13 protein-coding genes are annotated in these 13,555 nt (G+C 73.8%); 6 read left to right on the top strand and 7 right to left on the bottom strand.

Features of this window, described 5'->3' with window-relative positions:
* The first annotated feature begins 83 nt into the window (after positions 1-83).
* The gene (locus tag AMK31_RS36780) at positions 84-875 is read left to right on the top strand and encodes an AfsR/SARP family transcriptional regulator (RefSeq protein WP_079187095.1); all 792 of its coding nucleotides are present in this window, start codon (positions 84-86) and stop codon (positions 873-875) included.
* Between the two features lie 33 nt (positions 876-908).
* On the opposite strand, the gene AMK31_RS36785 is transcribed toward AMK31_RS36780, so the two are convergent.
* Complete coding sequence (locus AMK31_RS36785; protein ID WP_073945094.1) at positions 909-1,622, bottom strand: TetR/AcrR family transcriptional regulator; 714 nt, start codon at positions 1,620-1,622, stop codon at positions 909-911.
* A gap of 174 nt (positions 1,623-1,796) precedes the next feature.
* Here AMK31_RS36785 and AMK31_RS36790 point away from each other — a divergent pair, with 174 nt between their 5' ends.
* Complete coding sequence (locus AMK31_RS36790) at positions 1,797-2,267, top strand: nitroreductase family deazaflavin-dependent oxidoreductase (protein WP_073945095.1); 471 nt, start codon at positions 1,797-1,799, stop codon at positions 2,265-2,267.
* Here the strand turns inward: AMK31_RS36790 and AMK31_RS36795 are convergent.
* Positions 2,251-3,495 carry a geranylgeranyl reductase family protein gene (locus AMK31_RS36795; RefSeq protein WP_073945096.1) on the bottom strand — a complete coding sequence of 415 codons (1,245 nt, stop codon included), beginning with the start codon at positions 3,493-3,495 and terminating at the stop codon, positions 2,251-2,253. The genes AMK31_RS36790 and AMK31_RS36795 overlap by 17 nt on opposite strands.
* A gap of 136 nt (positions 3,496-3,631) precedes the next feature.
* Between AMK31_RS36795 and AMK31_RS36800 the strand changes: the two genes are divergently transcribed.
* Both AMK31_RS36800 and AMK31_RS36805 read left to right on the top strand, forming a co-directional pair.
* The gene (locus AMK31_RS36800; protein WP_073945097.1) at positions 3,632-4,987 is read left to right on the top strand and encodes a dipeptidase; all 1,356 of its coding nucleotides are present in this window, start codon (positions 3,632-3,634) and stop codon (positions 4,985-4,987) included.
* Between the two features lie 67 nt (positions 4,988-5,054).
* Positions 5,055-5,762: an MBL fold metallo-hydrolase gene (locus AMK31_RS36805; protein WP_073945098.1), complete on the top strand. Its 708-nt coding sequence runs from the start codon at positions 5,055-5,057 to the stop codon at positions 5,760-5,762.
* Here the strand turns inward: AMK31_RS36805 and AMK31_RS36810 are convergent.
* From AMK31_RS36810 to AMK31_RS36820, 3 genes are all read right to left on the bottom strand, one after another.
* Positions 5,734-6,810, bottom strand: coding sequence for an NUDIX hydrolase (locus AMK31_RS36810; RefSeq protein WP_073945099.1), 1,077 nt, complete (start codon positions 6,808-6,810; stop codon positions 5,734-5,736). The genes AMK31_RS36805 and AMK31_RS36810 overlap by 29 nt on opposite strands.
* Positions 6,811-6,949: 139 nt before the next feature.
* Positions 6,950-7,147: a hypothetical protein gene (locus tag AMK31_RS36815; RefSeq protein ID WP_073945100.1), complete on the bottom strand. Its 198-nt coding sequence runs from the start codon at positions 7,145-7,147 to the stop codon at positions 6,950-6,952.
* A 90-nt stretch (positions 7,148-7,237) separates the two neighbouring features.
* Positions 7,238-8,185 carry an ROK family protein gene (locus AMK31_RS36820; protein ID WP_073945101.1) on the bottom strand — a complete coding sequence of 316 codons (948 nt, stop codon included), beginning with the start codon at positions 8,183-8,185 and terminating at the stop codon, positions 7,238-7,240.
* A gap of 205 nt (positions 8,186-8,390) precedes the next feature.
* On the opposite strand from AMK31_RS36820, the gene AMK31_RS36825 reads away from it, so the two are divergent.
* Both AMK31_RS36825 and AMK31_RS36830 read left to right on the top strand, forming a co-directional pair.
* Entirely contained in the window at positions 8,391-9,437 is a 1,047-nt protein-coding gene (locus AMK31_RS36825; protein WP_073945102.1) for a LacI family DNA-binding transcriptional regulator, read from the top strand.
* Positions 9,438-9,454: 17 nt separating this feature from the next.
* Positions 9,455-10,261: a hypothetical protein gene (locus AMK31_RS36830; RefSeq protein WP_198948658.1), complete on the top strand. Its 807-nt coding sequence runs from the start codon at positions 9,455-9,457 to the stop codon at positions 10,259-10,261.
* Here AMK31_RS36830 and AMK31_RS36835 read toward each other — a convergent pair.
* Both AMK31_RS36835 and AMK31_RS36840 read right to left on the bottom strand, forming a co-directional pair.
* Positions 10,207-11,937, bottom strand: coding sequence for a serine/threonine-protein kinase (locus AMK31_RS36835; RefSeq protein ID WP_073945103.1), 1,731 nt, complete (start codon positions 11,935-11,937; stop codon positions 10,207-10,209). The genes AMK31_RS36830 and AMK31_RS36835 overlap by 55 nt on opposite strands.
* A 78-nt stretch (positions 11,938-12,015) precedes the next feature.
* Positions 12,016-13,311: a DUF6986 family protein gene (locus AMK31_RS36840; protein ID WP_073945104.1), complete on the bottom strand. Its 1,296-nt coding sequence runs from the start codon at positions 13,309-13,311 to the stop codon at positions 12,016-12,018.
* Positions 13,312-13,555 lie beyond the last annotated feature (244 nt).

A 13,555-nucleotide genomic window follows, 5' to 3' on the forward strand; every position in this document is an offset into this window, starting at 1 on the left:
AAGGCCCGCTGGAACAACCGCTGGAAGATCCACTGGAAGACCTGTGATCCGCCGGAACCCGGGCCTCGGGATACGCTCGACGCATGGGTGAGGGGACAACCGGCACATCGGGCGTGCGCTTCGAACTGCTCGGTCCGCTACGGGCGTTGCGCGACGGCGGGGAGATCCCGCTGGGCCCGCCGAAGCAGCGGGCGGTGCTCGCCGTCCTGCTGCTCCAGGAAGGCCGCTCCCTGTCGTACGACGGTCTCGTCGAGGCCGTGTGGGGCGGCGCGCCGCCGGTCCATGTGCGCAACCTGGTGCAGAAGTACGTCTCCGGGCTGCGCCGCGCGCTGGGGGACGGGCCGCGGCTGTCGTGGACGGGAGCGGGCTACCGGCTGACCGGCGCGGACATCGACGACCTGCGCGAGCGGCGCCGGCTGGTGGACTCGGCCCGCGCCGCGCGGGACGCCGGCCAGGTGGCGCAAGCCGTCGAACTGGCGCGCTGCGCAGAGGAGTTGTGGCGAGGGGAGTTCGCCGAAGGCCTCCAGGCGCCGTACCTGGCGGCGGAGCGGCTGCGCTGGGCGGAGAAACGCCTCACCGTGCTGGAGGCGCGCCTCGGCGGCGAGATCGAGCTCGGACGCTCCTTCGAGTACGTCCACGAACTCGTCCGCCTCGTCGCCGCGCACCCCCTGCGCGAACGCCTCGTCGAGCTGCTGATGCTAGCCCTGTGCCGCAGCGGCCGCCCCTCCGACGCCCTCACCGCCTACGAGTCCGCCCGCCACCGCCTCGCCGAGTCCCTGGGCGCGGACCCCGGCCCGGCCCTGCGCTCCCTGCACGCCCGGATCCTGCGCCAGGACCCGGAGTTGCTGCCGGGAGCGGCGGTGGCGGTGTCCTGACGAGGGGCTTCCCCGCCGGCAGCCCCGGCCGTGTCACTCCGCGTGGACCAGCCCCACGGAGTGGGCGAGCCCGGTCACGGCGTGGCGGAAGAACGGTTCGCGGTCCTCGACGATGCGGTTGAACTGGCCGAACACCTCGAAGGTCACCAGCCCGTACAGCTGCGCCCAGGCCGCGACGAGCACGGCCACCACCTCGGGCGGGAGGTCGGGGGCGAGGTCGGCGGCCATGCGCTCGGCCTCGGCGCGGAGACCGGCGGGCAGGGGCGTCTTCGCCACCCCGCGGCCCCGGTGGGCGTCCCGCACGATGCGGATGAGCAGGTGCCCGACGCGGGCCGCGGGCGGCACGGTGGTCCGCGGCGCGGTGTAGCCCGGCACCGGTGAGCCGTAGATCAGCGCGTACTCGTGGGGCTGCGCGAGCGCCCATGCCCGCACGGCCTCGCACACGGCCGTCCAGCGCCGGATCGGCCCGGCGTCGGCCACCGCGTCGTGGGCGGTCTCGGCGGCCTCGCCGAGGGAGTCGTAGGCGTCGATGATGAGCGCGGTCAGCAGGTCGTCGCGGCTGGGGAAGTAGCGGTAGAGCGCGGAGGAGACCATGCCCAGCTCACGGGCGACCGCGCGCAGTGAGAGCTTGGCGGCGCCGTCGACGGCGAGCTGGCGGCGGGCCTCGTCCTTGATGGCCTCGGTGACTTCGATCCTGGCGCGGGCGCGGGCGCCGCGCGTGGTGCTGCTTCCGGTGCTGCTGCTCATGAGGGGGAGTTTCCCATGTTTCCGGAGCAGTGCACACATAGGTGAGCGGCGCTCTTCTCGGAGATCGGCGACCCGAAAAGAGAGCGCTGCTCTTGCTTTGGAGCATCGCTCTCGTGCACACTGCTCTCAACCGAGAGCAGTGCTCACACTTCTTCTCTCCCAGGGGGACCCAACATGTCCACGTCCACGCACGTCCTGAAGCCCGGCTGGTTCACCGTCAACGTCTTCAACCGCACCGTGGCCTGGCTGACCCGCCGCGGCCTCAGCGTCTGGGGCTCCCGCGTCCTCGCCGTCCGCGGCCGTAAGAGCGGGCAATGGCGGACGACCCCCGTGAACCTGATGACCTTCGAGGGCCGGCAGTACCTGATCGCACCGCGCGGCCACGTCCAGTGGACGCACAACATGCGCGCGGCCGGCGGCGGCGAGCTGCGGCTCGGCAAGGGCGTGGAGGTGTTCACCGCGACCGAGGTCGCCGACGACGACAAGCCGGCGCTGCTGCGCGCCTACCTCAAGCGCTGGAAGTTCGAGGTGGGCGCGTTCTTCAACGGGGTCGGCCCCGACTCCTCCGACGCCGAGCTGCGCCGGATCGCCCCGGACCACCCCGTCTTCCGCGTCGAGATCACGTCGGTCAGGACGACGGGGTGACCTCGCCGTCGGCCGTGGCCGACCTGCGGTCCAGTGCCGCCAGGGCGCGCTGGGCGATCGGCCGGGTGCGGACCATCTCGCCCAGCGAGGTCGACCCGCGGGTGATGTCCATGAACGCCCGCCACGCCGGCCGGAAGCCGGTCAGCGCCGCGTGGAACAGGCCGGGCCGCCGCTCGAACGCCTGCAGCAGCCGCTTGCCGACGGCCATCTCGACGCCCAGGCCCGCCTTGACGGCGAACGCGTAGTTCAGAGCCTGCCGGCGGGTGTCCACGGCGTCGTGCGCCTCGGCGATCCGCACCGCCCACTCCCCCGCGAGCCGGCCGGAGCGCAGCGCGAACGAGATGCCCTCGCGGGTCCACGGCTCCAGCAGCCCCGCCGCGTCCCCGCACACCAGCACCCGCCCGCGTGACAGCGGCGAGTCGTCGGCGCGGCAGCGGGTGAGATGCCCGGACGAGATGCTCGGCTCGAAGCCGGCGAGGCCGAGCCGCCCGATGAAGTCCTCCAGGTAGCGCTTGGTCGCGGCGCCTTCGCCGCGTGCCGAGATCACGCCGACGGTGAGGGTGTCGCCCTTCGGGAACACCCAGCCGTAACTGCCCGGGATCGGCCCCCAGTCGATGAGGACGCGCCCCTTCCAGTCCTCGGCGACGGTCTCGGGCACCGGGATCTCCGCCTCCAGGCCGAGGTCCACCTGCCCGAGCTTCACGCCGACGTGCGCTCCTATGCGGCTGGCGCTGCCGTCCGCGCCGACCACGGCGTGCGCCAGCAGGGTCTCGCCGCCCTGGAGGACGACGGCGACCGTGCGCCGGTCCGGGACCGCCGAACCGTGCTGTTCGACCCGCTGGACGGTGACGCCGGTGCGCAGTTCGGCGCCCGCCTTCTGTGCGTGCTCGACGAGCTGCTGGTCGAACTCGGGCCGGTTGATCAGTCCGAACAGCATCTGCTTGGAGCGCCGGGTGCGGCTGAAGCGCCCGTTGTGGGAGAACGTGACCGCGTGGACGCGGTCCTTGAACGGCAGTTCGAAGCCGGGTGGCAGCGCGTCGCGGGAGGGGCCGATGATGCCGCCGCCGCAGGTCTTGTAGCGGGGCAGCTCCGCCTTCTCCAGCAGCAGCACGCGCCGTCCCGCGACCGCCGCCGCGTAGGCGGCCGAGGCCCCCGCGGGTCCCGCCCCCACCACGACGACGTCCCACACCTGCCGCACGTCGTCCGCCGAAGAGTTCTCGCTGCTCACGATGGTCTACTGCTCCCGATCCAGCCGCCTGCCGCCTCTGTCCCTCGCATCCTACGGCGGAGATCGCCACAGGCCGCTGTGGGAGGATCGGCACTACTCGCACCCGTACAACGTCGCACCCACAAGGAGCGTGCCCATGTCGTCGAATCCGGTCGCCGAGACCGTCGCCTCGCTGATGCCCAGGGCGAAGGCGGAGCTCACCGAGCTGGTGGCCTTCAAGTCGGTGGCGGACTTCGACCAGTTCCCGAAGAGCGAGAGCGAGGGCGCCGCGCGCTGGGTCGCGGACGCGCTCACCGCCGAGGGCTTCGAGGACGTGGCACTGCTGGACACCCCGGACGGCACCCAGTCGGTGTACGGCTACCTGCCCGGTCCGGCGGGCGCGAAGACGGTCCTGCTGTACGCGCACTACGACGTGCAGCCGCCGCTCGACGAGGCGGGCTGGAGCACCCCGCCGTTCGAGCTGACCGAGCGGGACGGCCGCTGGTACGGGCGCGGCGCCGCCGACTGCAAGGGCGGCGTGATCATGCACCTGCTGGCGCTGCGCGCGCTGAAGGCGAACGGCGGTGTGCCGGTGCACGTGAAGGTGATCGCCGAGGGCTCGGAGGAGATGGGCACGGGCGGCCTGGAGCGGTACGCCGAGGCGCACCCGGAGCTGCTGGAGGCCGACACGATCGTGATCGGCGACGCGGGCAACTTCCGCGTGGGCCTGCCGACGGTCACCGCGACCCTGCGCGGCATGACCCTGGTGCGGGTGCGGATCGACACGCTCGCCGGCAACCTGCACTCGGGCCAGTTCGGTGGCGCCGCGCCGGACGCGCTGGCCGCGCTGATCCGCGTACTGGACTCGCTGCGGGCCGAGGACGGTTCGACGACGGTCGACGGGCTGACCGGCGAGGCGTCGTGGGACGGGCTGCAGTACGACGAGGAGCAGTTCCGCGCGGACGCGAAGGTGCTGGACGGCGTGGAGCTGATCGGTTCCGGCACGGTCGCGGACCGGATATGGGCGCGTCCGGCGGTCACCGTGCTCGGCATCGACTGCCCGCCGGTCGTGGGTGCCACGCCGTCGGTGCAGGCGAGCGCCCGGGCGCTGGTCAGCCTGCGGGTGCCGCCGGGTGTGGACGCGGCCGAGGCGACCAAGCTGCTCCAGGCGCACCTGGAGGCGCACACCCCGTGGGGGGCTCGGGTCAGCACGGAGCAGATCGGCCAGGGCCAGGCGTTCCGCGCGGACACCTCCAGCCCGGCGTACCAGGCGATGGCCGACGCGATGGCGGTGGCGTACCCCGGTCAGGAGATGCAGTACGCCGGTCAGGGCGGCTCGATCCCGCTGTGCAACACCCTCGCGGCGCTCTACCCGCGGGCGGAGATCCTGCTCATCGGTCTGAGCGAGCCGGAAGCCCAGATCCACGCGGTGAACGAGAGCGTGTCGCCGGAGGAACTGGAGCGGCTGTCGGTGGCGGAGGCGCTGTTCCTGCGGAACTACGCGGCGAGCTGACACCCGCGGGCTCTGCTCTCGGCTAAGGGCCCTCGCCCGCGGGCGGAGGCCCTTCTACGGTCGTCCCATGGACGTCATCGAGTTGCTGCCCAGCCTCCATCTGCTGCGTTTCCCGGTCGGCCAGGCCTATCTCTGGCGGGACGGTGACGAGTCGACCCTGATCGACGCCGGGCCGGGCGGCTCCGGCGCGGCTCTCGCCGAGGCGGTCACCGCGCTCGGCCGCAGGCCCCGGGACGTACGGCGGATCGTGCTCACGCATTTCCACGAGGACCATGTGGGCGGGGCGGCCGAGTTCGCCGCGCTGAGCGGGGCGGAGGTGCTGGCCCACCACCTGGACGCGCCGTTCGTCCGTGGTGAACGGCCGGGTCCGCCGCCGGCGTTCGAGGACTGGGAGCGCCCGATCCACGCCGAGGCCGTCAAGCTTCTGCCGCCGGACGGCTTCGCGCGCCCGCAGCGCGTCACCGAGGTGTCCGACGGTGACGTTCTCGGCTTCGGCGGCGGGGCACGGGTCGTCCACGTCCCGGGCCACACGGACGGCAGCGTCGCGCTCCATCTCCCCGAGCACGGTGTGCTGTTCACCGGGGACGCGGTCGCCGCGTCCCCGGTGGACGGCGCGGTGATACCGGGCGTGTTCAACCTGGACCGGGCGCGGACGGTCGCCTCCTTCCACCGGCTGGCCGCCCTCGACGCGGAGGTGGCCTGCTTCGGGCACGGCGATCCGGTGGTCGGGCAGGCCGCCGCGGCGCTCAGGAAGTCGGCGGAGGCGTACGCGTAGCCGTGTCACCGACCGGCACGCCCGCCTCCAGGTACAGCGCGGCCCCGCGCTCTCTGGCCCGCAGTGCCCAGCGGAGCCGTTCGTAGCGCACCGGCGGGAGCAGGTCGGCGGCCTCCTGCTCGGTGACGAAGCGCCAGTCGCGCAGTTCGGGCCCGGGCAGCAGGACCCGGCCGGTCTCCTCGGAGTCGAGCCGTCCGCCGTCGAAGAGCAGACGCAGACCGCCGTAGCCGGGGGGCGCCGGCGGTTCCCAGTCGGCGACGAGCAGACGTGGTACGTCGTCGAGGCGGATGCCGGTCTCCTCGGCGACCTCGCGGATCCCGGCCCGGGCGGGTGCCTCGCCGGGTTCCACGACGCCGCCGGGGAACTCCCAGCCGGGCTTGTAGGTGGGGTCGACGAGGAGGACCCGGTCCTGTTCGTCGAAGAGGAGGACGCCGGCGGCGAGGGTCTCGGCGGTGGGTTCGGGGGTCTGCACGATGTCGCAGACGGGGACGGTCCCCGAGGCGACGGCCTCCGCGATGCGGGCGGCGGTCTGCTGCGGGGTGAGGCTGCCGTTGTCGACGAGGTGGGCGTCGGCGGTGAGCCAGGAGGCGAGGGCGGCCTGGTACGGCTCGATGTGGTCGTAGGACCACTGGCGGATCCGTATCTCCCCGTCGGGCAGGTCCGGTGGGACCTCCCGGTGGGCTATCCGCTCCCGCAGTATCGTTTCGGCCGGAGCGAGCAGCACATGGCGGACACTGATCCGGCGGGCGGCGAGACCACCGAAGATCTCGTCGCGGTGCTCCTGGCGGAGCAGGGTCATGGGGACCACGAGGGTGCCGCCGAGTTCGGCGAGCATCGCGGCCGCGGTGTCGATGACGAGGCGGCGCCAGATCGGCAGGTCCTGGAAGTCGCCGACCTCGGCGAGGTGTTTGGCCGGCAGCAGGTGCGTGAGTGCGCCGCCGATGACCTCGGGGTCGAAGAGCGTGCTGTTCGGGATCAGGTCGATCAGTTCCCGTGCGGTGGTGGTCTTCCCCGCACCGAACGTACCGTTGATCCAAACGACGGTCACGTTTCCCCCTCTTCTGTTGGCCCCTGTGGCTTGCCCGCTCCACCCTGCCACGGAAACCAGCCCCCGTTGAGGGCGCACAAACGGAAGGCGCCGGTCCCCATGTCGGGAAACCGGCGCCCGCTGTTCCGGGGTGGCCCGGTCAGCGCTCCTGCCCGCCGGACGTGTCGTCGCCCGGCATGGCCAGGCTGTCGCTGGCGATGGCCGGGTCGAGGCTGCTGAGGGTGTCACCCACGTTGAGGTCGGTCAGCTGTTCCCCGAGCGCGTGGGACGGGGTGACCGCCGCGACGACGAAACCGGCGGCGAGGGAGGCGATGGCGAGCATGCTGCGCTTCTTCATGCCCCGTTCAACTGCGAACCGGACCGGAGGTCACGCCCGCACCGCCGGACGCTTCCTCCGCGGCCGCCGCCTCGTCACACCCCCGTCTCGTCACACCCCCGCCGCGGCCGCGCGCCGGGTCAGCGCGGCGGCCGCCGCGCCCACCAGGCCCGCGTCCGTGCCCATCCGGGCCGGGGCGACGGTCAGGTGCCGGACGAAGGAGAGAGTCGCGTAGTCGGTGAGCGCTTCACGCAACGGGGCGAACAGGACGTCACCGGCCTTGCCCACACCCCCGCCGATCACGGCGATGTCGATCTCCACGAGGGTCGCGGTGGCCGCGATCCCGGCGGCCAGCGCCTGCGCGGCCCGCTCGAAGGAGGCCACGGCGACCGGATCGCCGGCCCGCGCCGCGGCCGCCACCGCGGCGGCGGAGCCGTCCCCGTCCGGGCCGGGCCGCCAGCCGTTCTCCAGGGCCCGCCGCGCGATGTTGGGACCGCTCGCGATGCGCTCCACGCAGCCGCGCGCCCCGCACGGGCACGGGTCGCCGTCGAGGTCGACGCTGATGTGGCCGATGTGTCCGGCGTTGCCGGTCGGGCCGGGGTGCAGCCGCCCGCCCAGGACCAGCCCGCCGCCGACGCCGGTGGAGACCACCATGCACAGCGCGTTGTCGTGGCCGCGCGCGGCGCCCTGCCAGTGCTCGGCGGCGGTGATCGCCACCCCGTCGCCGATCAGCTCGACCGGCAGCCCGCCGGTCGCCGCCCGGACCCGCTCGACCAGCGGAAAGCCACGCCAGCCGGGCACGTTGACCGGGCTCACCGTGCCCGCCGAGGCGTCCACCGGGCCCGCGCTGCCGATGCCGACGGCGGTCACCCGGCTCCACGGCGGCGCGACGGACAGCTCCCCGAGGATGTCCTCGACGGCCCGCATCACGGTGTCGCCGTCCTCCTGCGCGGGGGTCGGGCGCTGGGCCCGCACCACGATCCGGCCGCCGCCGTCCACCAGCGCCCCTGCGATCTTGGTACCGCCGATGTCGAGCGCGGCCACGAGGTCGGTGTGCATCAGTGTCGGATCTCCCGCTCAGACAGGTTCTCCCCACCGGGGGAGACGGGTCGTCCGGTCCTGCGGTGGGGGCGCGAGGCCGGAGTGTGCGGTGGACAGTCTCTCCCGGCCATGACAACGTTGTCCAGGCTCTATGCTCGACGCCACATCCTCATACAACCCATGGGCCGACGCATCCCGTGGATCACAGGACAGGACACCGCACGTGCCCGAGACCATCCGAGCCGACCGTCTTCCCGGCAGCCGCTACGGCAACCGGCCCACCATGAAGGACGTCGCGGCGCGCGCCGGGGTCGGACTGAAGACGGTCTCCCGGGTCGTCAACGGCGAGCCGGGCGTGACCCCGGAGACGGAGGCCCGCGTCCAGGAGGCCATAGCGGCCCTCGGATTCCGCCGCAACGACAGCGCCCGGGTGCTGCGCAAGGGCCGCACCGCCAGCATCGGCCTGGTCCTGGAGGACCTCGCCGACCCGTTCTACGGCCCCCTCAGCCGCGCGGTCGAGGAGGTGGCCCGCGCGCACGGCGCGCTGCTGATCAACGGTTCCAGCGCCGAGGACCCCGAGCGGGAGCAGGAGCTGGTGCTGGCGCTGTGCGCACGGCGGGTGGACGGCCTGGTGGTGATCCCGGCCGGCGACGACCACCGCTACCTGGAGCCGGAGATCAGGGCGGGCGTCGCCACCGTCTTCGTGGACCGGCCCGCCGGGAGCATCGACGCCGATGTGGTGCTCGCCGACAACCACGGCGGTGCCCGCGCCGGAGTGGCCCATCTGATCGCCCACGGGCACCGGCGGATCGGCTTCATCGGCGACATGCCCCGCATCCACACCGCCGCCGAGCGGCTGCGCGGCTACCGGGCGGCCATGGAGGACGCGGGCATTCCGGTCGAGGACGCGTGGATGTCCCTGGGCGTCACCGACCCGGCGCGGGTGCGGCGGGCGGCCGAGGAGATGCTCTCCGGCCCGGCCCCCGTCACCGCGGTCTTCGCGGGCAACAACCGGGTCACCGTCACCGTGGTGCGGGTGCTGGCCGAACAGAGCCGCCGGGTCGCCCTGGTCGGCTTCGACGACTTCGAACTGGCCGATCTGCTCCGGCCGGGCGTCACCGTCGTCGCCCAGGACGCGGCCGCCCTCGGCCGGACCGCCGCCGAGCGGCTGTTCCGCCAGCTGGACGGCTCACTGATCGTCCCGGAGCGGATCGAGCTGCCGACCCGGCTGATCACACGCGGCTCGGGCGAACTGCCGCCGGCGGACTGAGGGGATCGAGAGCCCTGGTGAGTCACCGCGACGACCGGACGCTGCGCGCGCTGGGCCTCGCCGAGGCGCCGCGCGACCATCCGCTGACCTACCCGGGCGCCTGGCCCGAGGACTCCGGGCTCCTCACCGGAGACCGGTTGCTGCCCCTGGACCGGTTGGTGTACGAGGACCGCACGCCCGTCCTCGCCGTCGGCTCCAACGCCTGCCCCGGCCAGCTGCGCCACAAGATGGACGACTTCGGCATCGACTCCCCCATCCCCATGGTGCGGACCCGGGTGACCGGCCTCGACATCGGCGTCTCGGCACATGTGAGCCGCCTCGGCTACGTCTCCGCGTCGCCCTTCGCCGCGCCGGGGACGGTACGGGAGCTGTTCGTCATCTGGCTGGATCCCGCCCAGCTGACGATCATCGACGCCAGCGAGGGGGTGCCGCTGCCGGACGGCAACTTCCGGCGGGCCTGGCTGCCCGCGCCCGAGGTGCGCGTCGAGCTGGCGGACGGCACCGTGCTGCCCGGAGCGTACGCGTACGTGAATCGCCGTGGCGTCCTGCGCGACGGCGCGGGCGCGCCGCGTCGGCATCCCGGCCGGCAGCGTCCCCTGATCGCCGGACTCCTCGCCGCGCTCCCCCGGTTGCGGGCCCTGTTCGGGGGCACGCCGGAGGAGTTCACCGCGCGGGCGCGGGCCGACCGGCGGCTGTGCGAGCGGGGCACCCGGGTGTTCGCCGAGGAGAAGCTGGTGACGGCGTCCGGGCTGGAGCGGTACGTGCGGACTCAGCAGAACGGAAGTCCCGGCACCGGCCCGTCGTTGACGCCGCCCTCGATGTAGACGTCGCTGACCCAGACGTCCGCGTTGCCGCTGTCGTCGTCGGTCTTCGCCCACCAGACGTTGGTCCACCGGCCCTGGGTCTCGCGGCGGCCCAGGTTCTGCTGGCAGTAGAAGTAGTTGGTGCCCTCGTTGAGGACGCCCGCCTCGGTGCCGGAGGCGGTGTAGGACTTGGCGGTGCGCCAGACCCGGCAGTTGTACTTGCCGCCGCCGATGGGATGACAGGTCGGTGCGGGGGTGCCGTCGTCGGCCGCCGTCCGGCTCGGGGACGGCGCGCGGGACGACTCCCGGGCCGTGGGCTCCGCCGTGCGGCCCGCGCTCCGGGTGGCGGTGGGGCGCGGCTCGTCCGCGGCCCGCCCGGACGGCGCCGGGTCCGCGGAGCGGCCGCCTCCGGCACGGTCGGCCGCCGAGGACGCCGATGGCGCGGTCGGCCGGTCGTCCGCCTTGGCGTCACCGGCGGGGGTGTTCAGCAGGGCGACGGTGACGCCGGTCGCGACGAGGACGACGGCCACGGCCGCGGCGGCGAGCAGCGCACGCCCCCTGCGGCGGGCCGGGGTGCCCACGGCCATGGGGCTGGTGACGGGGGGCGCGGCGGGCGTGCCGGACGCCGGGACGGGGGCTGCCGGGCCGTATCCGGGTGCGGTGGGGACGCCGTGCCCCGGCGCGCCACCCGTGACGTGGCCGCCGCCTCGGGCGTACCCCGGAGCGCCTTGGGGCGGGCCGAAGCCCGGTGGTACGGACGGTACGCCGCGCTCGGTCTCCGCCCGGGGCGGGGTGGTCGTGGGGCCGCCGCGCAGCAGGGTGGTCGGCAGGTCCCGGTCCGGGGCCTGGGCCACGGCTTCCAGGAGGTCGCGGCCCCGTTCGGCGTCGGGGCGGGAGTGCGGCTGCTTTTCCATCAGCTGCCGGAGCACGGGGACGAGGGGTCCGGCGCGGCGGGGTTCCGGGAAGGGTTCGGCCACGATCGCGGTGAGCGTGGAGTACGTCGACGTACGGCGGAACGGCGAGGCGCCCTCCACGGCGGCGTACAGGGTGGCGCCGAGGGCCCAGACGTCGGACGCGGGGCCGGGTTCGGCGCCCTGGGCGCGTTCGGGGGCCAGGTAGTCGAGGGAGCCGACGATCTCGCCGCTGCGGGTGAGGCGGGTGGCGGAGCCGTCCCCGGGGTCGTCCATGGTGGCGATGCCGAAGTCGGTGAGGACGACACGGCCGGAGCGGTCGAGGAGGATGTTGCCCGGCTTGACGTCGCGGTGCAGGACACCGGCGCGGTGGGCGGCGGCGAGCGCGTCCATGACCTTGGCGCCGATGCCGGCCGCCTCGCGCGGGTCCAGGGTGCCGCGGTCGCGCAGCACGTCGTCCAGGGACGGCCCGTCGACCAGCTCCATGACGATGAGCGGCCGGCCGTCGACCTCGGCGATGTCGTGGACGGCGACGACTCCGGGATGGCGCACCCGGGCGGCCGCGCGGGCCTCGCGCTGCATCCGCAGCCGCAGTTCGGCCAGTTCGGGCCCGGCGGCGTCGTTGTAGGTGCGCAGTTCCTTGACGGCGACCTCGCGGCCCAGGACCTCGTCGACGGCCCTCCACACGACTCCCATGCCGCCGCGTCCGAGCCGGGCCGTCACGCGATACCGCCCGGCCAGCAGCCGGCCGGCCCCCTCCGTCTGTCCGTACTCCCCCGAAGACACCGATGCCCCGTTCCCGTGTCACGTCATTGCGTGGCGTACAGGGTACGGGGCAGGGGTGACGGCGGCGGCCGGGCCCCGCTACTTGGCGGAGGCCGTCAGATCGCCCCGGCGGGGCGCGGCGAAGCCCTCGAGGTCGGCGCGGGTCAGCCCGGTCAGCTTGGCGACCTCGGCGATGTCCAGGGCGCCGCAGTCCAGGCCGCGCAGCAGGTAGCCGCTGAGGGCCTTGGCGGTGGCGGGCTCGTCCATGACGTCGCCGCCGGCCCGGTTGGCGTACCGGGCGAGGCGGCCGGCGGCCTGCTCGAAGCCCTCGCGGTAGAAGGCGAAGACGGCCGCGTAGCGAGTCGGGATGTGGCCGGGGTGCATGTCCCAGCCCTGGTAGTAGGCGCGGGCGAGGGCGCGGCGGGTGAGGCCGTAGTGCAGGCGCCAGGCGTCGTGGACCTTGGCGGTCGGGCCGACGGGCAGGACGTTGGTGGAGCCGTCGGAGACGCGTACGCCGGTGCCCGCGGCGGCGACCTGCATGATCGCCTTGGCGTGGTCGGCGGCGGGGTGGTCGCTGGCCTGGTAGGCGGCGGAGACGCCGAGGCAGGCGCTGTAGTCGAAGGTGCCGTAGTGCAGGCCGGTGGCCCGGCCCTCGGCGGCCTGGATCATCCGGGCGACGGTGGCGGTGCCGTCGGCGGCGAGGATGGACTGGCTGGTCTCGATCTGGATCTCGAAGCCGATCCGGCCGGCCTCCAGGCCGTGCGCCTTCTCGAAGGCCTCCAGGAGCCGGACCATGGCGGTGACCTGCTCCGGGTAGGTGACCTTGGGCAGGGTGAGGACCAGTCCGTCGGGCAGTCCGCCGGCCCGCATCAGGCCGGTGAGGAAGATGTCGAGGGTGCGGATGCCGCGGTCGCGGACGGCGGCCTCCATGCACTTCATGCGGATGCCCATGTAGGGGGCGGCGGTGCCGTTCGCGTACGCCTCGGCGATCAGCCGGGCGGCGCGGGCCGCGTCCTGGTCCTCGTCCTTGCCCTGGTAGCCGTCCTCGAAGTCGACGCGCAGGTCCTCGATGGGCTCGCGCTCCAGCTTGGCGCGGACGCGGGAGTGGACGGGCTCGGCGAGCACGTCGGGCAGGCCGAGGACGGCGGCGAAGGAGGCGGCGTCCGGCGCGTGCTCGTCGAGGGCGGCGAGGGCCTGGTCGCCCCAGGAGCGGATGGTGTCGGCGGCGAAGGCGTCGCCGGGGACGTAGACGGTGTGGACGGGCTGGCGGGTGCCGGGGTCCCCGGGGTAGAGGCGCTCCAGTGCGGCGTCGACCGGTGCGAGGGAGGCGCTGATCTCCTCGCCGACGGCGCCCGCGAGGCTCGTCGCCACCTGCTCCTGCTGGCCCTGACCCATTCCCACACCCTCCTGTTTTCCGTTGTGCGGAATCAATAATCCGCAGAACGAAGTTATCCGGGTGGCTTCCCGCTGGTCAACACCCGTCCGCAGCATGGTCCGCCCTGACGGCCGCTCCCGCGCGCCGGGCCCGGACGAGCCGAGGCCCCCGTGACCGTCGGCGGTCACGGGGGCCTCGGAGGAACCGGTGGGGATCAGCCCTTGCGGGTCTTGATCTCCTCGGTGAGCTGCGGGACGACGTCGA

Origin of the sequence: Streptomyces sp. TSRI0107, from assembly GCF_001905845.1 — a bacterium.
Lineage (GTDB): Bacteria > Actinomycetota > Actinomycetes > Streptomycetales > Streptomycetaceae > Streptomyces.

What these genes read in the sequence shown, in the direction of transcription:
- AMK31_RS36780 (WP_079187095.1), top strand. Translation starts at nt 84, where the DNA reads ATGGGTGAGGGGACAACCGGCACATCGGGCGTGCGCTTCGAACTGCTC.
- AMK31_RS36785 (WP_073945094.1), bottom strand. Translation starts at nt 1,622, where the DNA reads ATGAGCAGCAGCACCGGAAGCAGCACCACGCGCGGCGCCCGCGCCCGC.
- AMK31_RS36790 (WP_073945095.1), top strand. Translation starts at nt 1,797, where the DNA reads ATGTCCACGTCCACGCACGTCCTGAAGCCCGGCTGGTTCACCGTCAAC.
- AMK31_RS36800 (WP_073945097.1), top strand. Translation starts at nt 3,632, where the DNA reads ATGTCGTCGAATCCGGTCGCCGAGACCGTCGCCTCGCTGATGCCCAGG.
- AMK31_RS36805 (WP_073945098.1), top strand. Translation starts at nt 5,055, where the DNA reads ATGGACGTCATCGAGTTGCTGCCCAGCCTCCATCTGCTGCGTTTCCCG.
- AMK31_RS36815 (WP_073945100.1), bottom strand. Translation starts at nt 7,147, where the DNA reads ATGAAGAAGCGCAGCATGCTCGCCATCGCCTCCCTCGCCGCCGGTTTC.
- AMK31_RS36820 (WP_073945101.1), bottom strand. Translation starts at nt 8,185, where the DNA reads ATGCACACCGACCTCGTGGCCGCGCTCGACATCGGCGGTACCAAGATC.
- AMK31_RS36840 (WP_073945104.1), bottom strand. Translation starts at nt 13,311, where the DNA reads ATGGGTCAGGGCCAGCAGGAGCAGGTGGCGACGAGCCTCGCGGGCGCC.